The sequence below is a fragment of the Methylophilus medardicus genome (assembly GCF_006363955.1).
Classification (GTDB): domain Bacteria; phylum Pseudomonadota; class Gammaproteobacteria; order Burkholderiales; family Methylophilaceae; genus Methylophilus; species Methylophilus medardensis.
Genome location: NZ_CP040948.1, coordinates 1,960,079 through 1,983,824 on the forward strand (window position 1 = coordinate 1,960,079; position 23,746 = coordinate 1,983,824).

16 protein-coding genes, 3 tRNA genes and 3 rRNA genes are annotated in these 23,746 nt (G+C 48.5%); 4 read left to right on the forward strand and 18 right to left on the reverse strand.

Annotated features, from left to right (window positions below; translation table 11 throughout):
* Positions 1-2: 2 nt before the first annotated feature.
* The 13 genes from gspG to htpG all read right to left on the reverse strand — a co-directional run bounded on the left by gspG (position 3) and on the right by htpG (position 15,860).
* Positions 3-425 (reverse strand): type II secretion system major pseudopilin GspG, encoded by a 423-nt coding sequence (gene gspG / locus FIT99_RS09255; protein ID WP_140004030.1) that lies wholly within the window; start codon positions 423-425, stop codon positions 3-5.
* A 211-nt stretch (positions 426-636) separates the two neighbouring features.
* Positions 637-2,466, reverse strand: coding sequence for an ABC transporter ATP-binding protein (locus FIT99_RS09260; RefSeq protein ID WP_140004031.1), 1,830 nt, complete (start codon positions 2,464-2,466; stop codon positions 637-639).
* 5 nt (positions 2,467-2,471) lie between these two features.
* Positions 2,472-2,954, reverse strand: coding sequence for a 2-C-methyl-D-erythritol 2,4-cyclodiphosphate synthase (gene ispF / locus FIT99_RS09265; RefSeq protein ID WP_140004032.1), 483 nt, complete (start codon positions 2,952-2,954; stop codon positions 2,472-2,474).
* Entirely contained in the window at positions 2,951-3,658 is a 708-nt protein-coding gene (gene ispD, locus FIT99_RS09270; RefSeq protein WP_140004033.1) for a 2-C-methyl-D-erythritol 4-phosphate cytidylyltransferase, read from the reverse strand. Before ispD ends, ispF begins: the two co-directional genes overlap by 4 nt.
* A gap of 522 nt (positions 3,659-4,180) precedes the next feature.
* Positions 4,181-4,294 (reverse strand): 5S ribosomal RNA (rrf, locus tag FIT99_RS09275).
* A 288-nt stretch (positions 4,295-4,582) separates the two neighbouring features.
* Positions 4,583-7,467 (reverse strand): 23S ribosomal RNA (locus tag FIT99_RS09280).
* A gap of 382 nt (positions 7,468-7,849) precedes the next feature.
* Positions 7,850-7,925: transfer RNA gene (locus FIT99_RS09285), tRNA-Ala, on the reverse strand.
* A 9-nt stretch (positions 7,926-7,934) separates the two neighbouring features.
* Positions 7,935-8,011, reverse strand: a tRNA-Ile gene (locus tag FIT99_RS09290).
* 87 nt (positions 8,012-8,098) lie between these two features.
* Positions 8,099-9,637: ribosomal RNA gene (locus FIT99_RS09295) — 16S ribosomal RNA — on the reverse strand.
* Together the 16S, 23S and 5S rRNA genes with 3 tRNA genes alongside form the textbook arrangement of a ribosomal RNA operon.
* A gap of 358 nt (positions 9,638-9,995) precedes the next feature.
* Positions 9,996-10,072, reverse strand: a tRNA-Met gene (locus FIT99_RS09300).
* 158 nt (positions 10,073-10,230) lie between these two features.
* Positions 10,231-10,983: a DUF4197 domain-containing protein gene (locus tag FIT99_RS09305; RefSeq protein ID WP_140004714.1), complete on the reverse strand. Its 753-nt coding sequence runs from the start codon at positions 10,981-10,983 to the stop codon at positions 10,231-10,233.
* 93 nt (positions 10,984-11,076) lie between these two features.
* Positions 11,077-13,578 (reverse strand): glycogen/starch/alpha-glucan phosphorylase, encoded by a 2,502-nt coding sequence (locus FIT99_RS09310; RefSeq protein ID WP_140004034.1) that lies wholly within the window; start codon positions 13,576-13,578, stop codon positions 11,077-11,079.
* A 368-nt stretch (positions 13,579-13,946) separates the two neighbouring features.
* Positions 13,947-15,860 (reverse strand): molecular chaperone HtpG, encoded by a 1,914-nt coding sequence (gene htpG, locus FIT99_RS09315; protein WP_140004035.1) that lies wholly within the window; start codon positions 15,858-15,860, stop codon positions 13,947-13,949.
* Between the two features lie 257 nt (positions 15,861-16,117).
* Between htpG and FIT99_RS09320 the strand changes: the two genes are divergently transcribed.
* Entirely contained in the window at positions 16,118-16,753 is a 636-nt protein-coding gene (locus FIT99_RS09320; RefSeq protein WP_223261169.1) for a diguanylate cyclase, read from the forward strand.
* 29 nt (positions 16,754-16,782) lie between these two features.
* Here the strand turns inward: FIT99_RS09320 and FIT99_RS09325 are convergent, their stop codons facing one another.
* Positions 16,783-17,481, reverse strand: a complete 699-nt coding sequence (locus FIT99_RS09325) for a hypothetical protein (protein ID WP_223261170.1) — start codon at positions 17,479-17,481, stop codon at positions 16,783-16,785.
* 175 nt (positions 17,482-17,656) lie between these two features.
* On the opposite strand from FIT99_RS09325, the gene FIT99_RS09330 reads away from it, so the two are divergent.
* On the forward strand, positions 17,657-17,929 hold the full coding sequence (locus tag FIT99_RS09330) for a hypothetical protein (RefSeq protein ID WP_189524728.1): 273 nt from the start codon (positions 17,657-17,659) through the stop codon (positions 17,927-17,929).
* Between the two features lie 18 nt (positions 17,930-17,947).
* Positions 17,948-19,426, forward strand: coding sequence for a Ppx/GppA phosphatase family protein (locus tag FIT99_RS09335; RefSeq protein ID WP_140004037.1), 1,479 nt, complete (start codon positions 17,948-17,950; stop codon positions 19,424-19,426).
* Between the two features lie 219 nt (positions 19,427-19,645).
* Here the strand turns inward: FIT99_RS09335 and FIT99_RS09340 are convergent, their stop codons facing one another.
* Together FIT99_RS09340 and FIT99_RS09345 are read right to left on the reverse strand one after the other, a co-directional pair.
* Positions 19,646-19,891: a hypothetical protein gene (locus tag FIT99_RS09340; protein WP_140004038.1), complete on the reverse strand. Its 246-nt coding sequence runs from the start codon at positions 19,889-19,891 to the stop codon at positions 19,646-19,648.
* 46 nt (positions 19,892-19,937) lie between these two features.
* Positions 19,938-20,558, reverse strand: a complete 621-nt coding sequence (locus FIT99_RS09345; protein WP_140004039.1) for a ParA family protein — start codon at positions 20,556-20,558, stop codon at positions 19,938-19,940.
* A gap of 140 nt (positions 20,559-20,698) precedes the next feature.
* On the opposite strand from FIT99_RS09345, the gene FIT99_RS09350 reads away from it, so the two are divergent.
* Complete coding sequence (locus tag FIT99_RS09350) at positions 20,699-21,166, forward strand: hypothetical protein (protein WP_396652209.1); 468 nt, start codon at positions 20,699-20,701, stop codon at positions 21,164-21,166.
* Between the two features lie 41 nt (positions 21,167-21,207).
* On the opposite strand, the gene FIT99_RS09355 is transcribed toward FIT99_RS09350, so the two are convergent.
* Together FIT99_RS09355 and ppk1 are read right to left on the reverse strand one after the other, a co-directional pair.
* A complete protein-coding gene (locus tag FIT99_RS09355; protein WP_140004040.1) occupies positions 21,208-21,672 on the reverse strand; it encodes a SixA phosphatase family protein in 465 nt (154 codons plus the stop codon).
* A 7-nt stretch (positions 21,673-21,679) separates the two neighbouring features.
* A complete protein-coding gene (ppk1, locus tag FIT99_RS09360) occupies positions 21,680-23,722 on the reverse strand; it encodes a polyphosphate kinase 1 (protein ID WP_140004717.1) in 2,043 nt (680 codons plus the stop codon).
* Between the last annotated feature and the right edge of the window lie 24 nt (positions 23,723-23,746).

Below are 23,746 nucleotides of genomic sequence, written 5' to 3' on the forward strand. Positions count from 1 at the left end.
ATTTACCAGTTGGTAATATCCTGTGCTTCGTCGCTACCGCCGACCTGCCCATCTTTACCGAGGCTAAACAAATCATATTCTCCATGCTGGCCCGGCATCCGATACTGATACGTTTTTCCCCACGGATCATTGGGCACGGCTTTTTTCAAATAGGGCCCACTCCAATGTGTATTGTTATCAGGGTTAGTCATCAAGGCCTGCAAGCCTTGCTCTGTGGCCGGGTAATGGCCGACATCCAGACGATACTGGTCAAGCGCCTGCTCCAGCGCTGCGATTTGCGCTTTGGCGGTTTTCACTTCGGATTTACCAATCTGTTGAAAATACTTAGGCCCGACATAGCCCGCGAGTAGGCCAATAATCACCATCACCACCAGCAATTCCAGCAAAGTAAATCCGCCACTGTCCCGCGCGAAACGACTAGACATCGTTAACACTCCATGAAAATTTGATGACAATATTAAGCAGATTAGATTGCAGAAAAGTGGCGGCAATGTGACAGCGTGTCATAGTTGTAAGGTTTGATTAATCATCGACCTGTGTATGACAGCCATAAAAAAAGCAGCGCTGGGCAAGCGCTGCTTATTTAAGGACCGAAGCTGTTCGGCGTTTTAATATGGTGTGTCAGATAAAGCGCGATTACTCACCTAAAAAACCACCGCTCTGATGTGCCCATAATTTGGCATAAATCCCATTTGTTGCCAACAAGGTCTGATGGGTGCCGCTCTCGACGATGCGTCCGTGATCTAACACAATCAGCCTATCCATGGCAGCGATGGTCGACAAGCGATGGGCAATCGCAATCACCGTTTTGCCTTCCATCAATTGAGACAGATGATGCTGAATGGCCAATTCAACCTCTGAATCGAGCGCGCTGGTGGCTTCATCTAGTAGCAATATCGGGGCGTTTTTGAGCATGACGCGCGCTATAGCGATGCGTTGCCGCTGCCCACCGGACAGTTTCACACCACGTTCACCCACGTGCGCATCATAGCCGGTACGCCCTTTTGCATCGCGCAAATTCAGAATAAATTCATGGGCCTCAGCGCGTTTGGCAGCCAAGATCATTTCTTCATCACTGGCGTCTGGACGGCCATATAAAATATTCTCCCGCACCGAACGATGCAATAGAGAAGTATCTTGTGTGACCATGCCGATTTGCTGGCGCAAAGAATCCTGTTTTACTTGATCAATCGCTTGCCCGTCAATGCGAATATGCCCTGCTTGAATATCATAAAATCGCATGAGCAAATTCACGATCGAAGACTTGCCTGCGCCCGAGCGCCCCACTAGCCCGACGCGCTCGCCGGGTTGAATATGTAGATGAAACTGCGCTAATAGTGGCGCTTGTTGATCGTAAGCAAAATCGACCTGATCAAATAAGATCTCCCCTTTAGGCACATGCAGCAGAGTGGCCTGTGGCATATCTACCACACGATTTTCAACCGAAAGGGTATTCATGCCATCACGGGCGGTACCGATGTGTTCATACAAAGAGGTCAACTCCCACATGACCCAGTGCGAAATACCATTGAGTCGCAGGCCCATGGCCATGACCGCGGCGACCGCGCCAGCTGCAACTAAGTGTTGTGACCACAGCCACAACACCATAGCGCCACTCGCGATGATCAGGCACATATTTAAAAAGTGATTAATTGATTCGACATAACTGACCATGCGCATTTGCCCATGCACACTATCTAAAAACTCTTGCATGGCTGATTGCGCGTAGCTTGCCTCACGACCCGCATGGGAAAATAATTTGACGGTTGAAATGTTGGTATACGCATCGGTGATACGGCCTGTCATCAGGGCCCGCGCATCGGCTTGGTGTTGAGAGACCTTCGCCAGGCGCGGAATAAAGTACACCAACGCACAGGCATACAGCATTAACCAGCCAAGAAATGGCAAGACCATCCAAGGATGAAAGCTGCCGACCACCGTGACAATCGTGGCGAAATAGAGCAGGACATACACCATGATATCCGCCAGAATGAACCAAACTTCACGCACGGCCAGCGCGGTTTGCATGACTTTAGCCGACACGCGCCCAGCAAACTCATCCTGATAAAAGCCCATACTTTGGTTCAACATGTGCTGATGAAATTGCCAACGTAAACGCATCGGAAAATTGCCGGCAAGCGTCTGATGTTTAATCAGCGTTTGCAACATGATCACGATGGTGCTGCTAATCAAAATCGCTGCGATCCACCATAATGTATTGGAATGTATAGTCCATAATTGATCTGGGGCGATGGCAGTCAACTTATCCACCACCTTGCCCATCAATGCAAACAATAAGGCTTCAAAGGCGCCGATACAGGCCGTGAGTAAGGTCATGGCCAGCAGATACCGACGCATGCCATAAGAGCACGCCCACATAAACGCCCAAAATTGCTTAGGCAGGTGTGTGAGTATCTCGCGCGGAAACGGCGATATCAGAGATTCAAAACGGGTGAATAATCGCATGCATACTACTTAGAATAAATAAGACAGACAGCCTCAGCGGCAATGCCTTCACTGCGTCCGGTAAAACCTAATTTTTCAGTCGTGGTTGCCTTGACGTTGACATGGTCGATGGCAATCTGACAATCTGCAGCAATGTTGGCACACATCTGCGCAGTATGTTTGCCCAAGCGCGGCGCTTCGCAGATCACGGTAGCGTCAATATTGCCCACAAAAAATCCTTTTGTCTGCAATAGCGCAATGACGTGACGGAGCAAAAGGCGTGAGTCAATGCCTTTAAACTGCATATCTGTTGGCGGAAAATGTTTACCGATATCCCCCAAACCCGCAGCACCCAATAATGCATCGCAGATGGCATGTAACAACACATCTGCATCCGAGTGTCCATCCAAACCGTGACTATGTGGGATATTCACCCCGCCAATCATACAATCACGGCCGGTGACCAATGCATGTACGTCAAATCCGTGGCCAATTCTAAAGGGAATCATTGCGTATCCTGTGTGTTGATTGCCGTTTTCATTAACGCAGAAACGGTTGTTAAATCTTGCGGATAAGTAATCTTTAAGTTTTTCAAATCCCCAAGCACCAGTTTAGGGGCGTAGCCGGCCCACTCCATGGCTTGTGCTTCGTCAGTCGGTTGCCGATGCAAATGCTCAGCCAGCGCTTGTTTTAACATGCCCAATTTAAACATCTGTGGTGTTTGCGCCTGCCAAAGTGCTTCCCGCGAAACCGTCGCAGCCACTTGTTGTATAGCGTTTGCGCGTTTTAAAGTGTCTGCAAGCGGCAAAGCCAATAGACCGCCGATATCGGCAGGGCCCATCGCGTCTATCAAGCGCAGCACCATCTGAGCGTCCACACCAGGGCGGGCGGCATCATGTACTAATACCCAATCATCGCTAGGAATTTCAGATGCCATGGCTTGTAAGCCCGCAAGCACCGTCGCTGCGCGGCTCTCACCGCCACAAGTCAATACTTTAACTTTGCGACATCCTTCTAATAAATCATCAGACCAATGAGTATCCTCGGCAGAGATCACAATGTAGATCTGACTAACCAGATCAAGACGCTCAAACAGCGCAATTACATGCCGTAAAATCGGGCTACCGTTAAGCAACATATACTGTTTCGGAGCCGCACTCTGCATACGTGAGCCGGCGCCGGCGCAAGGAATCAAAACATGATATTGAGACATTTCATTATTTTATCATGTCGTTAGCGGCTTTCTTTGACCAACAATATGCATATAGATATGCAAGCTTATTAGATAAAGATGAATCATTTGCTAACGGGGCTCACAAGCTTATTAACAGCATCGTAGGTCGTGTCGTTAGAAAAACCACCACAAAAGTTCACTCCAGTAAGTGTTAACGATATTAGGTGTGGATGTAGCAATCTAGAGTTTCAGGTTGCAAATTAACTGAATATTATTTTATTGAATGATCAATAAAAATACACGGAATCAATAGCTTAACTGAAATTCCGCATTAATATCCTTGGTTCATTATGAGAAATCTAAACCGTTTATGAATTGAAATAATCCTGCTTATACAAGGTATTTAATCAGCGCGACCTGCACATATCATGAAATTATTATTTGTTGTTGCCAACGAGACTACTAGGCTTTGGTTGCTGTTTGTAACGGGTTGGCATGAGTTGCTGTATGTAACGAGCAATAAAAAACCCTCGACTATAGTCGAGGGTTTTTAGGATAGGAGCTTGGGGATGACCTACTTTCGCATACGAAGAGTACACTATCATTGGCGCAAGTTCGTTTCACGGCCCTGTTCGAGATGGGAAGGGGTGGTTCCAAACCGCTATTGTCCCCAAACATAACTGGTAATGTTATGCCTGACATATCTGTTGAGATATGTGACATTAAGCTTGCTGAGCCTCGTTTTTTCATGGCGTCAGCCTGCTTTAACAAATTGGAAGAAGTAAAGGATTCAAGCAGTCAAGCTTGCTTTCAATGGGATTTAGATCTCGAAACAACATTGTGTTTCTATATTTCTAGATGATTGCCAAATCATATTGCTTTGAACTACACCTCATGGATTTTCATCCTTTAGATTTTTTGTACCGTTTTCACGTTACATCATGGTCTAAGTTTTAAGGTTATAGGATCAAGCCTCACGAGCAATTAGTATCAGTTAGCTTAATGCATTACTGCACTTCCACACCTGACCTATCAACGTCCTGGTCTTGAACGACTCTTTAGCTGGCTTAAAGCCAGAGGCAAGTCTCATCTCGAGGCGAGTTTCACGCTTAGATGCTTTCAGCGTTTATCTCTTCCGCACTTAGCTACCCAGCTATACCATTGGCATGATAACTGGTCCACCAGAGGTGCGTCCACTCCGGTCCTCTCGTACTAGGAGCAGGTCCCCTCAAACTTGCAGCGCCCACGGCAGATAGGGACCAAACTGTCTCACGACGTTTTAAACCCAGCTCACGTACCACTTTAAATGGCGAACAGCCATACCCTTGGGACCGGCTACAGCCCCAGGATGTGATGAGCCGACATCGAGGTGCCAAACTCCCCCGTCGATATGAACTCTTGGGAGGAATCAGCCTGTTATCCCCAGAGTACCTTTTATCCGTTGAGCGATGGCCCTTCCATACAGAACCACCGGATCACTATGACCTGCTTTCGCACCTGCTCGACCTGTCCGTCTCGCAGTCAAGCAACCTTATGCCATTGCACTATCAGTACGATTTCCGACCGTACCTAGGTTACCTTCGCACTCCTCCGTTACTCTTTGGGAGGAGACCGCCCCAGTCAAACTGCCTACCATACACGGTCCCCAGTCCGGATTACGGACCTAGGTTAGAACCTCAACAACATCAGGGTGGTATTTCAAGGATGACTCCACGATATCTAGCGACACCGCTTCATAGTCTCCCACCTATCCTACACAAATCTTGTCAAAGTCCAATGTAAAGCTGCAGTAAAGGTTCATGGGGTCTTTCCGTCTAGCCGCGGGGAGATTGCATCTTCACAAACATTTCAACTTCGCTGAGTCCCGAGAGGAGACAGTGTGGCCATCGTTACGCCATTCGTGCGGGTCGGAACTTACCCGACAAGGAATTTCGCTACCTTAGGACCGTTATAGTTACGGCCGCCGTTTACTGGGACTTCAATCAAGAGCTTGCACCCCATCATTTAATCTTCCAGCACCGGGCAGGCGTCACACCCTATACGTCCACTTTCGTGTTTGCAGAGTGCTGTGTTTTTATTAAACAGTCGCAGCCACCTTTTCACTGCAACCCCATCGTGCTTCGAGAGTAAATCTCTACACACTACCGGGGCGCACCTTCTCCCGAAGTTACGGTGCTAATTTGCCGAGTTCCTTCTCCCGGGTTCTCTCAAGCGCCTTAGAATTCTCATCCTGCCCACCTGTGTCGGTTTGCGGTACGGTCTTATACAACTGAAGCTTAGTGGCTTTTCTTGGAAGCATGGTATCAATCACTTCGTCTGCAAGCAGACTCGTTATCACGTCTCAGTCTTAGCTCTCCGGATTTGCCTAAAGAACCAACCTACACGCTTGAACCGGGACATCCAACACCCGGCTGACCTAACCTTCTCCGTCCCCACATCGCATTGTATAGAGGTACAGGAATATTAACCTGTTTCCCATCAGCTACGCATCTCTGCCTCACCTTAGGGGCCGACTCACCCTGCGCCGATGAACGTTGCGCAGGAAACCTTGGGCTTTCGGCGAGGGAGCTTTTCACTCCCTTTATCGCTACTCATGTCAGCATTCGCACTTCTGATACCTCCAGCATTCCTCACAGAACACCTTCGCAGGCCTACAGAACGCTCTCCTACCATGCCATATAAATATGGCATCCGAAGCTTCGGTTACGTGCTTAGCCCCGTTACATCTTCCGCGCAGGACGACTCGACCAGTGAGCTATTACGCTTTCTTTAAATGATGGCTGCTTCTAAGCCAACATCCTGGCTGTCTATGCCTTCCCACTTCGTTTTCCACTTAGCACGTCATTTGGGACCTTAGCTGTCGGTCTGGGTTGTTTCCCTCTTGTCCACGGACGTTAGCACCCATGGACTGTCTCCCGTAATTGCATTTCTCAGTATTCGGAGTTTGCAATGGTTTGGTAAGTTCTTATGAACCCCCTAGCCATAACAGTGCTCTACCCCCGAGAATGATATACGAGGCACTACCTAAATAGTTTTCGGAGAGAACCAGCTATCTCCAAGTTTGTTTAGCCTTTCACCCCTATCCACAGCTCATCCCCAAATTTTTCAACATTTGTGGGTTCGGACCTCCAGTACCTGTTACGGCACCTTCATCCTGGCCATGGATAGATCACTTGGTTTCGGGTCTACACCCAGCGACTAATTCGCCCTATTCGGACTCGATTTCTCTACGCCTCCCCTATCGGTTAAGCTTGCCACTGAATGTAAGTCGCTGACCCATTATACAAAAGGTACGCAGTCACCCCCGAAGAGGCTCCCACTGTTTGTATGCATACGGTTTCAGGATCTATTTCACTCCCCTCCCGGGGTTCTTTTCGCCTTTCCCTCACGGTACTTGTTCACTATCGGTCGATATCGAGTATTTAGCCTTGGAGGATGGTCCCCCCATGTTCAGACAAGGTTTCTCGTGCCCCGCCCTACTTTTCGTTACCCTAGTTCCACAAACGGGATTTCGTATACGGGACTATCACCCACTACGGTCGGACTTTCCATTCCGTTCTACTATCGCGTCTGCTAAAAGTAACAGGCTATTCCATGTTCGCTCGCCACTACTTACGGAATCTCGGTTGATTTCTTTTCCTCTGGGTACTTAGATGTTTCAGTTCTCCAGGTTCGCTTTACTCTTCCTATATATTCAGAAGAGAATGACCTTACGGCCGGGTTCCCCCATTCGGACATCTCCGGATCAAAGCTTATTTGCCAGCTCCCCGAAGCTTTTCGCAGGCTATCACGTCCTTCATCGCCTGATATCGCCAAGGCATCCGCCATATGCACTTATTCACTTGACCCTATAACGTTAAAACCTAAACCCTTTTTAAATCTAGATTTCGTCGTGCATGAGACACGCGTTACAGGTAATTCTAAAGCACTATCAAACCTCGTTAGATTCGCTTACATCATCAATTTCTTAACAATGTAAACTTCTCAACTTGCGTTTAATATATTTATGATTTTGCAATCAATCGATATTATTTCCGGTTAAAAAATAATATCGCCCATTGAATATAAGTTGTCATCACACAACCTATATTCCTTTACTTCTTCCATTTTGTTAAAGAGCAGTCTTAGTTTATAAACTAACGTTTAAAAACTAGAAGCAAACATTTAATCAAACTTCAATTAATAACGCTTGCTTCTAATCTCTAAACCGCAACAAAGATACCAAAGCATTGGTGGAGGATGACGGGATCGAACCGACGACCCCCTGCTTGCAAAGCAGGTGCTCTCCCAGCTGAGCTAATCCCCCAATATTCGGTGGTGGGTCTGGTTGGGCTCGAACCAACGACCCCCGCCTTATCAAGACGGTGCTCTAACCAGCTGAGCTACAGACCCTAAGGCGGTTTGCCTAAATCTTTGTTGCTGCTTAATTTCAAGATGACTGATAAGAGTGAATGCTTGAAGCCGAGTGATCTTCTCTAGAAAGGAGGTGATCCAGCCGCACCTTCCGATACGGCTACCTTGTTACGACTTCACCCCAGTCATGAATACTACCGTGGTAATCGTCCCCCTTGCGGTTAGACTAACTACTTCTGGTAAAACCCACTCCCATGGTGTGACGGGCGGTGTGTACAAGGCCCGGGAACGTATTCACCGCGACATGCTGATCCGCGATTACTAGCGATTCCGACTTCATGCTCTCGAGTTGCAGAGAACAATCCGGACTACGATCGGCTTTCTGAGATTAGCTCCCCCTCGCGGGTTGGCAACTCTCTGTACCGACCATTGTATTACGTGTGAAGCCCTGGCCATAAGGGCCATGAGGACTTGACGTCATCCCCACCTTCCTCCGGTTTGTCACCGGCAGTCCCATTAAAGTGCCCAACTAAATGATGGCAATTAATGGCAAGGGTTGCGCTCGTTGCGGGACTTAACCCAACATCTCACGACACGAGCTGACGACAGCCATGCAGCACCTGTGTCCACTTTCCCTTTCGGGCACCTAATGCATCTCTGCTTCGTTAGTGGCATGTCAAGGCCAGGTAAGGTTTTTCGCGTTGCATCGAATTAATCCACATAATCCACCGCTTGTGCGGGCCCCCGTCAATTCCTTTGAGTTTTAATCTTGCGACCGTACTCCCCAGGCGGTCTACTTCACGCGTTAGCTGCGTTACTCATGGATTTTACTCCACCAACAACTAGTAGACATCGTTTAGGGCGTGGACTACCAGGGTATCTAATCCTGTTTGCTCCCCACGCTTTCGTGCATGAGCGTCAATATTATCCCAGGGGGCTGCCTTCGCCATTGGTATTCCTCCACATCTCTACGCATTTCACTGCTACACGTGGAATTCTACCCCCCTCTGACATATTCTAGTCTTGTAGTTTCAAACGCAGTTCCCAAGTTGAGCTCGGGGATTTCACATCTGACTTACAAAACCGCCTGCGCACGCTTTACGCCCAGTAATTCCGATTAACGCTCGCACCCTACGTATTACCGCGGCTGCTGGCACGTAGTTAGCCGGTGCTTCTTATCAAGGTACCGTCAGCCTCACACTTTATTAGAATGTAAGTTTTCTTCCCTTGCGAAAGAGCTTTACAACCCGAAGGCCTTCTTCACTCACGCGGAATGGCTGGATCAGGCTTTCGCCCATTGTCCAAAATTCCCCACTGCTGCCTCCCGTAGGAGTCTGGACCGTGTCTCAGTTCCAGTGTGGCTGGTCGTCCTCTCAGACCAGCTACTGATCGTCGCCTTGGTAGGCCATTACCCCACCAACTAGCTAATCAGATATCGGCCGCTCTTATAACGTAAGGTCCGAAGATCCCCTACTTTCCCCCTCAGGGCGTATGCGGTATTAGCTAATCTTTCGACTAGTTATCCCCCATTACAAGGTACGTTCCGATATATTACTCACCCGTTCGCCACTAATTCCCCTAGCAAGCTAAGGTTCATCGTTCGACTTGCATGTGTAAAGCATTCCGCCAGCGTTCAATCTGAGCCAGGATCAAACTCTTCAGTTTAATTCCTAACTATTACTTTTTACCTCTTTTTATCACTTGTGATAATCACAATTAATAAATCAAGGCGGTATTCGATTCGCTTATATCTCAAATTCATTTCAAGGTATGTGTGTAAAAAACACTGTACATACTTGTCATAAATCTAAGTGTAAAGCATTTGTATTTTCTGAGTTTCTACGCATTAAATGCGCTTCACTCAACTACAAACACCCACACTTATCAGTCATCCTAATTTTTAAAGAACAGTGCCTTAGAGGCTTCTCGCTGAACACTTCGTTTCAAGCGAAGCGCGCATTTTACAGAGTTTTTTCGTTCGGTCAAGCATCAAATGCATTTAATTTAAAACGTACTTTTTGTTTGGTTGCGGGAACAGGATTTGAACCTGTGACCTTCGGGTTATGAGCCCGACGAGCTGCCAGACTGCTCCATCCCGCGTCCGAATCGACTAGTAAAACTTGTGTTGCGTCGAGAGGTGAGACTATAGCAAAGATTCAAAAGGTGTGTCAACACTTAATCTACTTTTAATCATGCCACTGGTCGGAAATAAACACGCCGCTTTATAGCGGCGTGTAGTAGCGGGTTAGCTGTTGTGGTTATTTAGCGGCACCGAATACTTTTTTAAGCAAACTGCTAGCCTGGCCCATCGGGTCTTGGCGGATCGCGGATTCTTCTTTGGCAATCATCAGGTAAACGCCATCAAGCGCTTTTTGCGTCACATACTGATTGATATTTGCGTCTTCTTTTTTAATGACCCCAAATTTACTGCCCATTTCAGCGTACTTATTATAGGTGTCAGCCAGTTGTACCTCGGCAGTTGCTTTTTGTACGATGGGTAGAAACTTGGCTGCCATGTCACTGGCGGTGGTTTTCTTAAAATATTGGGTAGCGGCATCTTGCGGACCGGTAAGAATATTTTTCGCGTCGGTCACACTCATTTGTTTGACCGCATTGGTCAGCAGTGCCTTGGCTTCTGGTACCGCCTGCTCGGCTGCGCGGTTCATTTTCAGTATTAATTCATCCGCCTGATTGCCCATCCCAACCAAGCGCATGCCTTTCTCAATTTTCTTCAAGGAGTCAGGCAATGGAATTTTCACTTCTTTATTGCCCATGAAACCATCGGTGCCCCCTAGGAGGCTGACGGCTTTGCTCACCCCTTGATTGAGTGCGAGTTTCAAACCATCATTGGTTTCTTGTTCACTTAAATTACTCACCGCGGCGCTATTACTACCGCCAGCGGTCGCGTTGCCACCGACTTTTTCAACCATTTCCCCCAGACCTTTGAGGTCAATGGCATGTGCATTTGAGATTGATAATGCGAGTAGTACACCTAAAGTTGTTGTTTTCATCATAACGCTCTTTAACAATTTGAATGCAGTGTACCCACAAAGTACAAAGCAAGTCCAGATGGACTTGCTTTGGAGGACTGCCTTTGAAAAAAATTAAAGTTTAAATGGTGAAACTTGCCAAATGCGTGCCGCGTAGTCGGCAATGGTGCGGTCACTGGAGAATTTTGCCATGCGTGCAACATTCAATATTGCCATACGCGACCATGCTTCTTGATCTTGGTACAAAGCAGCAACCTTGTCTTGTGCCGTAATATAAGCCGCATAATCAGCGAGCAACAAATACTGATCCCCTTTGTGCAGTAAGGTATCGACGATAGCTTGATAACGCGCAGGTTCTTCTACTGAAAAGAAGCCACTGCCGATCATATCAATCACTTGCTTTAACTCGGGGTTGCTGTGGTAGTAATCCCAAGGATTGTATCCCTCAGCTTTGAGTTTCGCGACTTCTGGCGTGGTAAGACCAAAGATAAAGATATTTTCGTCGCCCACCTCTTCTTTGATTTCAACATTGGCGCCATCTAAGGTGCCGATGGTTAAAGCGCCATTGAGCGCCATCTTCATGTTGCCGGTGCCACTCGCTTCGGTCCCTGCGGTTGAAATCTGCTCCGACAGATCAGCCCCCGGAAAGAGGATTTCGGCTGCGCTGACTTCATAGTTGGGGTAAAACACGACTTTTAACTGATGATTCACCGCCGGATCGTGATTAATCATGCTCGCGACATCATTAATCAAGCGGATGATTTGTTTCGCCAGCCAATAACCTGGCGCCGCCTTGCCGGCAAAAATAACCACACGGGGCGTATGCACACTGACTTGACCAGTACGAATGCGGTTATATAAAGTGATGACGTGCAACACATTTAATAATTGACGCTTGTATTCATGAATACGCTTGATTTGCACATCAAACAAAGCATCTGCATCAATAGCAATGCCGGTCTTTTGCATGATTTTGTCAGCCAAGCGTTGCTTGTTGGCTTTTTTAACCTCCCGGAACGCTTTTCTGAATGCGGCGTTGTCTGCAAACGGTTCGATCTTTTTGATCAGACTAAGGTCTTTTTGAAAGCCAGTGCCGATATGCTTGGTTAGCAACTCAGTGAGTAAAGGGTTAGCTTGGTTCAACCAACGACGCGGCGTGATACCGTTAGTCACGTTGGTAAATTTGCCGGGATAAATTTTGTTGAAATCGGCAAACAATGTGGCTTTAAGCAGCTCACTATGCAGCTCAGCCACCCCATTGACAGTATGGCTACCTACAATCGCCAAATGCGCCATGCGCACACGGCGACCATGCGTTTCATCAATGATAGAGACGCGCTGCAGTAAGCCCGTGTCTCCGGGGAAGTGCTGATTCACCATCTGCAAGAACTGATGGTTAATTTCATAAATAATGTCGAGATGGCGAGGCAGCAATTGTGCAAACAATTCCACTGACCACGTTTCCAACGCTTCTGGCATTAAAGTGTGATTGGTATAGGCGAACATTTTAGTCACCAATTTCCAAGCACGGTCCCATTGCAGATGATAGTGATCGACCAATTGATGCATCATTTCAGCCACTGCAATGGATGGATGCGTATCGTTAAGTTGAATCGCTACTTTTTCCGGCAGTGTGTCCCAGTCAGCATTGTAGTTGGTGAAACGGTGCAAGATATCTTGTGTTGAGGCTGAGACAAAGAAATACTGCTGCTTAAGCCGCAGCGCTTTCCCTGATTCGGAAGTATCGTTTGGATACAGCACTTGCGAGATCGTCTCCGCGCCATGGCGCCCCTCTACCGACTTTTCATAATTACCTTCATTGAAGTGTGCGAGGTCAAACTCATTGGTCGCCTTGGCAGACCACAAACGCAAGTTGTTGACCGTCTGCGTACCATAGCCGGGGACTGGCACATCATAAGGCATGGCGACAACGGTCTCATGATCGACCCAGTGATGTTCAATGCCATGTTCGGTGTGCACATGCAACACTCGCCCATAAAACTTCACCTCACAGGTATGTTCAGGGCGTTGTACCTCCCAGATATTTTGGTAACGCAACCAGTTGTCCGGATTCTCTTTTTGCTGACCATGTTCAATGGTCTGCCGAAACATGCCGTAGTCATAACGAATGCCATAGCCGGTGGCTGGGATATCCATAGTCGCCATAGAATCAACGAAACACGCAGCGAGTCGACCGAGACCGCCGTTGCCAAGGGCCGCATCTGGCTCCAGCTCCGCGATACCTTCTAACTTTTGGCCAATTTGTTGTAAACCATCGCTTAGTTCCGGTGCAATGCCCAAATTAAGTGCGGCATTAGACAGCATACGGCCGATCAAAAACTCTAAAGAAAGGTAATAAACACGCTTGGTATTGGCATCGCGATAAGCGTCCCGCGTGTTTACCCAACGACTCATTAAATGGTCACGCACAGTAAAAGCGGCCGTTTGGTACCAGTCGCGCGTCGTTGCCCAAGAGTTTGATTTACCGATAGAAAAGGTTAAATGGTTGCGTAACGCCTGTGGAATGGGGAGTTGCTCTAGCAAGAATTCTTCGACAGCTTGCGAGGTGTCAGATTGGTCGGTTTTTTTACGGGTTTTTTTCACATTGGCGGTCATACATCTTCCCCTGAGGTGTTATTCACAAATTTGCTCCACACAAGGCAAAAGCAAAAAGCAAGCCTACAACATGAATGTGTCAGAGATAAAAAAGCCACGAAATGCATGCTGCGACCTTTGATTATAACGCTCAACAATGGCGAGAATACAAAAGTTTTACAGTTTCTAGGTCTATGCAATGCGAGATGCGCACAGGTGGCGCGCCGGATTCGCCGCATCCTCACAAACGCTGCAAGCCCATGCTGACCTTGTTTTCAATAGTAAAGCACTTAAATAGCAATAAATAATATAAACCAATACATTAGTAACTTATTAATATCAAAAATAAAGCCCGCCGATGGCGGGCTTTATCACAACGGGTAAGTCAATTACAGAATCAAGCTATTCATGCGTTTGACGAAACTGGCTGGATTCTCCAGCTGGCCACCTTCAGCCAACAAGGCTTGATCAAACAATACATGCGCATAATCGGCAAATCTGGCCGCATCTGCTTCAGCACTGAGTTTCTCAACCAAACGGTGAGATGGATTGATCTCAAGAATTGGTTTGCTCTCTGGTGCTTTTTGTCCGGCAGCTTTCAAAATACGCGCCAGATTGCCCGACAAATCGTGCTCGCCTGCCACCAAGCATGCAGGCGAATCGGTCAAGCGATGCGTTACTTTCACTTCTTTGACGGCATCCCCCAAGGCTGCTTTTAAACGCTCAACCAAGTCTTTGGCCTGCGCCTCGACCTCTTTTTGCGCCGCTTTATCAGCCTCGTCTTCGAGCTTGCCCAGGTCTAAGTCGCCTTTGGCGATAGACTGTAACTTTTTGCCTTCAAACTCGGTCAGGCTGCCCAGCAACCATTCGTCTACTTTGTCGGACATCAACAGCACTTCGATGCCTTTTTTACGGAAGATTTCCAAGTGTGGTGAGTTTTTAGCCGCAGCGAACGTATCCGCAGTGATGTAATAAATCACTTCCTGCTCAGGTTTCATGCGGCTGAGGTAATCCTTGAGTGAAACGTTTTGTACCTCAGTGTCTGATTGAGTAGAAGCAAACCGTAACAAGGTGGCAATTTTTTCTTTGTTGGCAAAGTCTTCACCGGGCCCCTCTTTGAGTACGCGGCCAAACTGCTCCCAGAATTTGGCGTAATCGTCAGGTTTATTGTCAGCGACTTCTTCCAGCAAACTTAATACTTTTTTCACTGAGCCATTTTTAATCGCCTCGACATCACGGCTGTCCTGCAGGATTTCACGAGAGACGTTCAATGGCAAATCGGCAGAATCAATCACGCCACGCACAAAACGCAAGTATTGTGGCATCAGTTTGTCTGCGTCTTCCATGATAAACACACGTTTCACATACAGCTTAATGCCTTGGTTGCGATCGCGGTCATACAAATCAAACGGCGCTTTGGCAGGCACATACAGCAATGAAATGTACTCTTGCTTACCCTCCACCCGGCTATGGGTGTATGCCAACGGATTTTCATAATCGTGTGAAATGTGTTTGTAAAACGCTTGATATTCTTCTTCTGAAATATCACTCTTGCTGCGCGCCCATAACGCGGAGGCCTTGTTGATGGTTTCGTCCTCATCGGTGGTGACCATCTGGCCACCTTCGCCATTCTCGCCGTCTTTCCACTCTGATTTTTTCATCACAATTGGCAGCGTGATATGGTCTGAATACTTGCGGACGATGCTTTTCAGCTTCCAGTCGTTGAGAAACTCCTCTTCGCCTTCCCGCAGGTGCAAAATCACCTCGGTACCACGTCCGGCCTTTTCAGTGGCTTCGATGGTGAAGTCGCCCTCACCGTGCGACTCCCACTTTACGGCTTCAGTCTCGCCTGCGCGGCGGGTAATGAGCGTCACTTTATCGGCAATGATAAAGCTGGAGTAAAAGCCGACCCCGAACTGGCCGATCAGATTAGCATCTTTGGCTTGGTCTCCGGTCAGGTTCTGAAAGAACTCCTTGGTACCGGACTTGGCAATGGTCCCAATGTTGTTGATCACCTCTTCGCGACGCATCCCAATACCATTATCAGCAATGGTCAGTGTGCGTGCGTCCTTGTCGAATGAGATACGAATGTTCAATACACTGTCATTTTCGTACAGGCTGCCGTTTGAGATCGCTTCAAAACGCAACTTGTCCGCCGCATCGGATGCGTTAGAAATCAACTCACGCAACACGATTTCTTTGTTGCTATACAGTGAGTGGATCATTAATTGCAGTAACTGTTTGACCTCGGCCTGAAAGCCCATGGTCTGTTTAGATTGCGATTCTGCTGTCGCAGTGGTCATGACAATTCCTCCAAAAAAACGAGTTAAACACGAAAATTTACGTTTAGATGGGGAAGCGATAACCGTTTTTCAAGAGGGGACAAATAACGAAACTATGCGAGCCTACCACAACCCTCTATTAAAACCGCTGCGCGGCGGTTTCATTCTTATCACAACGCCCAGAATAGGTGGGCTCATCTGCGATTTCACGTGCCATGATCAGCACAGTTTTTGCTAGCGATGAAAGGCAATACGCCTAAATCGCAACGTAGGAGTGAATGATGAACATTTTTCACACTTTAATTGAGCAAATGCAGGTCATGCAATTGCCACTCACCGCGGTGACACTGACCGCAGTGCCTCGCGCCGACACCCCACTTTTGTTGATGATGCACTGGCATGGTTTTCGTCAACAACCGATTGCCGCACTACCCGCGCTCAAACCTTTACTGCAGCCAGTGCCAGGCTCAGCCTTACAAATTAATGACCGCTGGCGGCAACCAGAAGTGGTGGAAGAAGCCATCCTCGATGCCGCATGGCAACTTGGTGCCTGGGATGTGCAGCGCGAAGAGCATCGCGCCTGCACTTATGTAGGCGCCAGTGAGGAAGAGGCGTTTGCCTGCAAACAAGCCTTTGGCAAATACGACGAAGCGCTCGAAAACGAGTTATTGGTCAGCGAAGCCCCTGACCGTGACGAAATGTTGCACTTAGGTGCCAAAGTTGGGTATGTGCGCTGGCAATTTCGGCCAGTCAATGGCGGCGTTTGGCAATCTACCGCAGAGGATGACACTTTGCTGGAAGATGGCCGCCGCATCCCGCCCTGCCCGATTCGACCGTTGGCACTAAAAGGGGGCAAATTGACCACGACCGCGTTCAGATTAGGGCAGATTAATCGCATTATTTTGTTGAAATAATGCTGAAGCGGGCTGACCGTGCCATGCAACTATTTCGGAGTCCAGCGTAAGCCGATGGATAACCACTGCGTCTGGCGATTGCCATCGACTTGCTGGCCAATTGTGCCATCTATTTGAAACACGTCCGGCAACAGAGAGTAACGCAATCCCATTTGGTAAAAAGGCGACTGCGTGTAGTCACCAAATATTTCGGCGACGCCCTTAAATGGCCCACCCAATTGAAACTCGGCGCCGAGGCCCATATTCAATTTGTTGCGCGCTTGCTGGCGATCCCGCAACATCCCAGCGTTCACATGCACAATCAAGGCGTCGTCGTGCCATGAAAATGAGGCTGGAACATAAAAATAGGTATTGCCCAACTGATTTGGCCCCGGTTGAATATCTGGGTGCATCACGCGCCCCACGGCGAATCCCACACCCCAGCCATTGGTGTCTAAAGGCTTGAATAGCGTTTTAAATTGGCTGACCCAATCTTCAGTTTGATAGTGATCGTCGCGGTTACGATAGGTGCCGCCACCCAGCGTGATTTCAAAGTTTTCACCCAAATTGCACGCTGGTAATGCCCATAGCTCTTGCCCGCCCTGATAACTGCGCATCCAACTTTCTAACTGGCAGCTGTGCGCATTGGTCAAGCGTGCGTCATCTGTGACCAAAGGGCGGGCTGCTTGCGCCGATATTGGCAGACAAACGGCGAGCGAGAATATGAATAAAAAGTGTTTAAATGGCATGTTAATTTTTTTGTAGCTTAAATGTCAGCCATGACAATTTGATGAAAGAGCGGTTTGTATCAGCCTACTCGTTTCACATTAGTTTCACTGGCCTCCACCATAATAACAATTTATACTGTTTACAGAACTTGCCCACGTCATTGTTGATGGAGCGGCAATCATCGCGGAGGCAATTATGGCAACTATTGAGGTGACTGAAACAAGTCCGAATTCGTTTTCTGTCACCGTGCATGGCTCGCATGTCACCACGCACCAAGTCAGTGTCAAACCGGAGTATGCAGGACCGCTATTAGACGCCACGCACAATGCGGCAGCATTGGTGGAAGCCTCTTTCGCTTTTTTGCTCGACCGTGAATCCAATACCAGCATTTTGAGAAGTTTTGATTTAAGCATCATCGAACGCTATTTTCCAGAATACCCCCAAGCGATTAACCGCTACCTTAAGTGACCTATACTGTATTAACGCATGCTCAACATTACTCATGATACCCAACTCGCCGCCGTAGACTTGGGCTCTAACAGCTTTAGACTTGAAATCGGCCGGGTGGTGGATGGTCAGATTTTGCGTGTCGACTATTTAAAAGAGGCGGTACGTCAAGGTGGCGATCTAGACGAAGAGCGTAACCTCAAACCACAAGCGTTCGAGCGTGGCTTAAAGTGTCTGGCGCGCTTTGGTGAGCGTTTAAAAGGCTTTCCGGCGGAACATGTCAGAGCCGTGGCGACGCAAACCTTACGCGAAGCGACCAATAGCGCAGATTTTATCAAACAGGCGCAGAAAGTATTGGGCTATCCGATTGAGATTATTTCTGGCGTTGAAGAGGCGCGGCTGATTTATCAGGGCGTCAGTCGCATGTTGCCGCAATCGGATGAAAAGCGCTTGGTGGTGGATATCGGGGGACGCTCGACCGAATTTATTTTGGGTCAGCATTTCAAGGCCAATGTGACGGAGTCTTTACGATTAGGCTCGGTCGGTTGGTCGCAAAAATATTTTGCTGATGGTCAATTCAGTGAGCGTAACTTTGAGCGCGCCGAAATTGCCGCCGAATCGATTATCGACATGATTGCCAATCGCTATGTTGGTCAATCTGAGGTCGCCTACGGCGCCTCAGGCACAGTGGGCGCTGTGGCCGATGTCTTAGCTGGTGCAGGCTTTGCCACCGACCGCATTGAACGCGCACAATTAGACTGGCTGAAACAGATACTGGTGAAAGCCAAATCTGCTGACCGGCTAAATATGGAAGGCCTTAAAGACGATAGACGCGCTGTCATTGGTGGCGGCTTGTCCGTATTAATCGCGGTATTTGACACGCTCAAGATTGATACCTTAAAAGTGGCCAATGGCGCGTTGCGGCATGGCGTGTTGTACGACATGCTGAGTTCAGATAATGCTGCGGAGGATTTACGCACCATTTCAATCACCAGACTGTGCAAACAGTTTGGTGTAGAGATGGATCATGCCAACAATGTGAGCAAAGTCGCTTTGTATTTTTATGATGCGATGCAAGCCTGTGACTCGCACAAACCCTTGTTGCACTGGGCCGCCTTGAGTCACGAAATCGGCTGGGCGATTTCACACACAGATTGCAACAAACATGGCGCTTACATTCTAGATAACACGGAATTAATGGGTTTTGCCCAAAGTGAGTTGCATGCCATCAGCCTACTCGTGCTGGGGCACCAGGGCAAATTACGCAAACTCGCCGCAGACTTTGACAATCAGGATTTGGTTTGCCAACTGATGGCGTTGCGCCTTGCTGTCATTTTCTGCCACTCACGACGACTGCCTACCCTAAAGCACTTGCAGTTAACCCGCCACAAACAGCAATTTGTATTAACACTATCGTCTCAATGGGCCAGCCAGCACCCGCAAACCTACTATTTGCTAGAAGAAGAGTCGCTGTTATGGCAAAAACTTGGCTGGCAATTTCAGGTCACCACGCAGTGATATCAACCAAGGGGCTGCCGTTAAGCGATTGTTCGATACTTCATTTAAACAAGTTTGATCAACGCTACAAACTATAAACCTATATGGTTGCAGGTGATACCAGATCGAATGTCGATTTTGGCGCAGGTGCGATGCTCGCAATGCGCTGGTAATCGCCACCATAGCACCAATAAAAACGGGCACCATGGTGCCCGTTTTTTATGCGTTGCTGTTGCAGACTCAGTCTTTTTTCTTTTTGTCGCGCTTTTCGTCCTCTTCACGCATTTTGGCGACTTTTTCGCGCCATTCATGCAACTGTTCATCTTCGATTTCTAATTGCAACGCCAAAGCCTCATCCTGCGTGAGTTTCTCCTTGATGAAGCGTTTAGGCAGCTTGCCCCCCATGCGTGACAAAATGCGCTCAGCCTCGCCCGCATCTAAATGTTTCACTTTTTCCAGATAATCTGGATTTACCTTATCTTTCATAGGACTCCCTTTAATGATCTACAACTTGCCTGTCCACAGGCTTAAATTAACTGTTTTGCAAAATCCAATCAGTGACCGGATTCCATTGTGCAATGTCCACCTCTTTGAGAGTGTTCGACAACTCAAAAATACTCAATCCCTCTTCGGCAGCCGTGACGTAGATTTGTGAAGAACGCAACATGGAGAGCACAGCAAAGCCAGACTCATCCATAAAGGTTAACAGGCGTTCTGCCGAATGTGTGCGTGGCATCACTCGCATGCCAACCAAGCCAACAAAAGTCTTATGTTTGCGTACTGCCTTTTCTTCAGCCAGCAGGGCTAAAAAGTCTTGTGTGGCGCCGATATCAAAGGCAGAAGGTGCAATCGGCACCAACACCAAATCAGCCTCTGCCACAGCATCAGAAATCTTTTTCTCACTCAACGCGCCCGGCGAATCTGCAATCACCCAATCCGCTTTTTGCAAAGCGGATTTACCAAGGTCCTCAGCGTTAAAAACGGTGGCCACATGGGCGGGTCGGCGCGCTAGCCAACTGGCTGAAGATTGTTGCCGGTCAAGGTCTTCCAGCACAATTTTATGACCCAGCTGCGCTAAGTAGCCCGCAAGATTCGTGGCTAAAGTGGTTTTGCCACAGCCTCCTTTGGTATTTGCCACCAATACCCTGCGCATCTTATGCTCCCCAATAGAAGGTGCTGCATTTTGTCATGAAAAACAAACGCGATGACACCCTAATAATATGAAATATTTGTGACAATTGACGCAAGCTTAAAACGGTATAAACTGTTTTCACAATACCAATACAGGAGAATATGATGGCCAGCAAAGCACCTGCCAAACCATTGAGCGCAAATAAACCAGTCGTCGCGAAGCCAGCAGCCCCTAAAACGCCCGCTGCCAAGCCCGTCGCTACCAAAGCAGCCCCTAGCAAACCAGCCATTAAACCAGCGCCCAAAAAGGCCACCCCAGCCCCGGCAACGGTCAAAAAATCAGGCCCAACAGCCAGTATCAAAGTGGTGAATAAAACCGCTACAGCGCCCGCAAAGGATAAAGCGAAAAACAATAAGGTAAAAATGGAGCGTGATAGCTTCACGATGCCCAAAGAAGAGTATGCACAAATTGCCACGCTAAAAAAACGCTTAGAAAACCTGGCCAAACCAGCCAAGAAAAGCGAATTATTAAGAGCGGGCTTAAAATTACTCGCTGCAATGGATGACGCGACCCTCCTCGCCACCATGGCCTCTGTGCCCACCATCAAAACCGGCAGACCGGCAAAATAGTCGCTAGCTGAGGGGTTGCCAGCATCGGGCCCCAAGCCTATTTAATCAATCAATTCGGGGCTTTGCACGCTGTATAACTTATACGGCAACCCCGACTTTGGCAGACGCAACCACCAGATAGCACCTTTTTTAATGCTGATCTGTGCGTCGGCAATGCCCAAATGCTGCGCGGCCAATTCGCCTACCCATGGCTGATGACCAACCAGCATCACGGTATCAAACGGGCTTTGTGCCAGCAGTTGCAACAATGGCTCCAATGGTCTTTCGGGGGCTAGTCGGCTGTCTTCCTGCCAATCCTCGCCCCAATAACCCACCGTCTCACGAGTACGTACCGAGGGGCTGACCAATACATAGGTCTTTTTGGGTAAATACTTTTTCAGCCAACCAGCCATTTGTTTGGCTTGTTTATGCCCTTTTTTGGTCAACGCCCGCTCCAAGTCCGAGGCCCCGTGCAGCAGCACTTCTGCTTCGGCATGACGCCATAAAATCAAGTTTTTCACTGTCATACGCGCACTACATGGAATGGTATTGCTGCAAAAGTAAGCTCTGGCAGGCGACCGGCGCAGCATCAGAGACCTGTTGTGCAACCGGCACATATTGACCGTTTTCTGCCAATTGCCAAGCATCGGTATTATCTTGCAGATAAAGCTGCAAGCTTTCTTGGTAAATGCGGCTTTGCATGGCTGGCTGTTTGATTGGCCAAGCCAGCTCGACGCGGCGCATCATATTTCGACTCATCCAGTCTGCACTTGAAAGCCACATACTCACTTGACCATCCAGTTCAAAATAAAACACGCGAGAATGTTCCAGTAAACGTCCGACAATAGAGCGTACGCGGATACGTCCCTTAAGCGCTGGCAAATCCACCGGCAAGATGCACGCCCCGCGCACGATGAGGTCTATTTCAACTCCGGCACTGGCGGCTTTCATCAGGGCGGTCACCAAAGGGACATCGGTCAAAGCGTTCATTTTAGCGATCACCCGCGCAGGTTTGCCTTGCTTGGCCAAACGCTGTGCTTTTTCTAACTGCTTGATCATGCTGTGTTGCAGGGTAAACGGCGCCACCAATAGGTGCTTTAACGCAGGAATAGGTAATTCACTCGTCAGGTGGCGGAACACCGTCTCCATTTCCCGCGTGAGATGGGCATCTGCAGTGAGCATACTCCAATCGGTATACAAACGGGTGGTTTTCGGGTTGTAATTACCGGTAGAGAGATGCCCATAGCGATGAATGACTTTGCCTTCACGTCGCATAATTAACAGCATTTTGGCGTGGGTTTTCAAACCAACCACACCATATACCACTTGCGCACCCACCGATTCAAGCGCTTCGGCCCAGTTGATGTTGGCCTCTTCGTCAAAGCGGGCTTTTAACTCTACCACCACCAGCACCTCTTTACCCCTGCGCACCGCTTCTTGCAACAGCCGCAACATGCGTGGGTCCGCGCCGGTGCGGTAAATAGTCATGCGGATGGCCAGTACTTGCTCATCCTTGACTGCCTCTTCCAGCAATTGAATCACCACCTCAAAACTTTCGTAAGGTTGATGTATCAATAAATCTTTCTCGCGCATCTGCGCCAACAAAGCGGTGTTTCTTTTAATGTGTTGCGGCCAGTGCGGCTGAAATGGCACGAATTTGAGATGATCGCCTTTGGCCATGTCTGGCAATTGAATCAAGCGTCCCAGATTGACCGGTCCATTAACGCGATAAAGGGCCAATGGCGGCAGATTAAACTGCTTGAGCAAAAACTCTGCAAGTCGGTCGTCGCATTCTTGCGTCACTTCCAGACGTACCGCCTCGCCATATTGTCGATGCGCCAACTCTTCACGCAGCGCGGTGCGCAGGTTAATCACATCATCCTCATCAACCTCAAGATCGCTATTGCGGGTGACGCGGAACTGCGAAAAATGCAAAATAGTCGCGCCTTGAAACAGCACCTCTAAGTTGGCACGAATCACGCTAGTCAGCGAGACAAAGCATTGCTCGCCCTTGCTGATTGACGGTGGCAATTGCACCAACCGTGGCACCACCCTGGGTGCTCGCACGATGGCAATTTTTTCTTCACCACCCACCGCAATTCGCACGATAAAATTCAGTGATTTATTTGCGACCTGTGGGAAAGGATGCGACGGGTCTAGCGACACCGGCATCAAAAATGGCAGCACTTCACGCTTGAAGTAATTTGCTACCCACGTGGTTTGTTCTGCGGTGCGCACATTGCCTGAAACCAAATGCACGCGTTCTTTTGCCAGCGCGGGCATCAGGGCATCGTTAAACAGCTGATATTGCTGGGCAACCAGCGCTTGCGCCATTTCTGCCACCCGTTCGAACGTGGTGGCCGTGACCGGACCGCTAGTCACCCCTTGCTGGTAGGCCTCCATCTGCAAGGGCATGCGCACCTCAAAAAACTCATCGAGGTTGTTAGACACGATACATAAAAAACGCAACCGCTCCAGTAAAGGATAGTCCTCTCGCTGCGCCAAGGACAGTACGCGGGCATTAAAACTCAATATACTAAGGTCTCTGTCAAGCAGAGCAGGCGTGGTCAGTTTCATGGCTGTCATTGTATCCACTCTCGG

Excerpts from the sequence above, each read along its gene's own strand:
- gspG (WP_140004030.1), bottom strand. The coding sequence starts at position 425 with ATGTCTAGTCGTTTCGCGCGGGACAGTGGCGGATTTACTTTGCTGGAA.
- FIT99_RS09260 (WP_140004031.1), bottom strand. The coding sequence starts at position 2,466 with ATGCGATTATTCACCCGTTTTGAATCTCTGATATCGCCGTTTCCGCGC.
- ispF (WP_140004032.1), bottom strand. The coding sequence starts at position 2,954 with ATGATTCCCTTTAGAATTGGCCACGGATTTGACGTACATGCATTGGTC.
- ispD (WP_140004033.1), bottom strand. The coding sequence starts at position 3,658 with ATGTCTCAATATCATGTTTTGATTCCTTGCGCCGGCGCCGGCTCACGT.
- FIT99_RS09305 (WP_140004714.1), bottom strand. The coding sequence starts at position 10,983 with ATGAAAACAACAACTTTAGGTGTACTACTCGCATTATCAATCTCAAAT.
- FIT99_RS09310 (WP_140004034.1), bottom strand. The coding sequence starts at position 13,578 with ATGACCGCCAATGTGAAAAAAACCCGTAAAAAAACCGACCAATCTGAC.
- htpG (WP_140004035.1), bottom strand. The coding sequence starts at position 15,860 with ATGACCACTGCGACAGCAGAATCGCAATCTAAACAGACCATGGGCTTT.
- FIT99_RS09320 (WP_223261169.1), top strand. The coding sequence starts at position 16,118 with ATGATGAACATTTTTCACACTTTAATTGAGCAAATGCAGGTCATGCAA.
- FIT99_RS09325 (WP_223261170.1), bottom strand. The coding sequence starts at position 17,481 with ATGCCATTTAAACACTTTTTATTCATATTCTCGCTCGCCGTTTGTCTG.
- FIT99_RS09330 (WP_189524728.1), top strand. The coding sequence starts at position 17,657 with ATGGCAACTATTGAGGTGACTGAAACAAGTCCGAATTCGTTTTCTGTC.
- FIT99_RS09335 (WP_140004037.1), top strand. The coding sequence starts at position 17,948 with ATGCTCAACATTACTCATGATACCCAACTCGCCGCCGTAGACTTGGGC.
- FIT99_RS09340 (WP_140004038.1), bottom strand. The coding sequence starts at position 19,891 with ATGAAAGATAAGGTAAATCCAGATTATCTGGAAAAAGTGAAACATTTA.
- FIT99_RS09345 (WP_140004039.1), bottom strand. The coding sequence starts at position 20,558 with ATGCGCAGGGTATTGGTGGCAAATACCAAAGGAGGCTGTGGCAAAACC.
- FIT99_RS09350 (WP_396652209.1), top strand. The coding sequence starts at position 20,699 with ATGATGGCCAGCAAAGCACCTGCCAAACCATTGAGCGCAAATAAACCA.
- FIT99_RS09355 (WP_140004040.1), bottom strand. The coding sequence starts at position 21,672 with ATGACAGTGAAAAACTTGATTTTATGGCGTCATGCCGAAGCAGAAGTG.
- ppk1 (WP_140004717.1), bottom strand. The coding sequence starts at position 23,722 with ATGAAACTGACCACGCCTGCTCTGCTTGACAGAGACCTTAGTATATTG.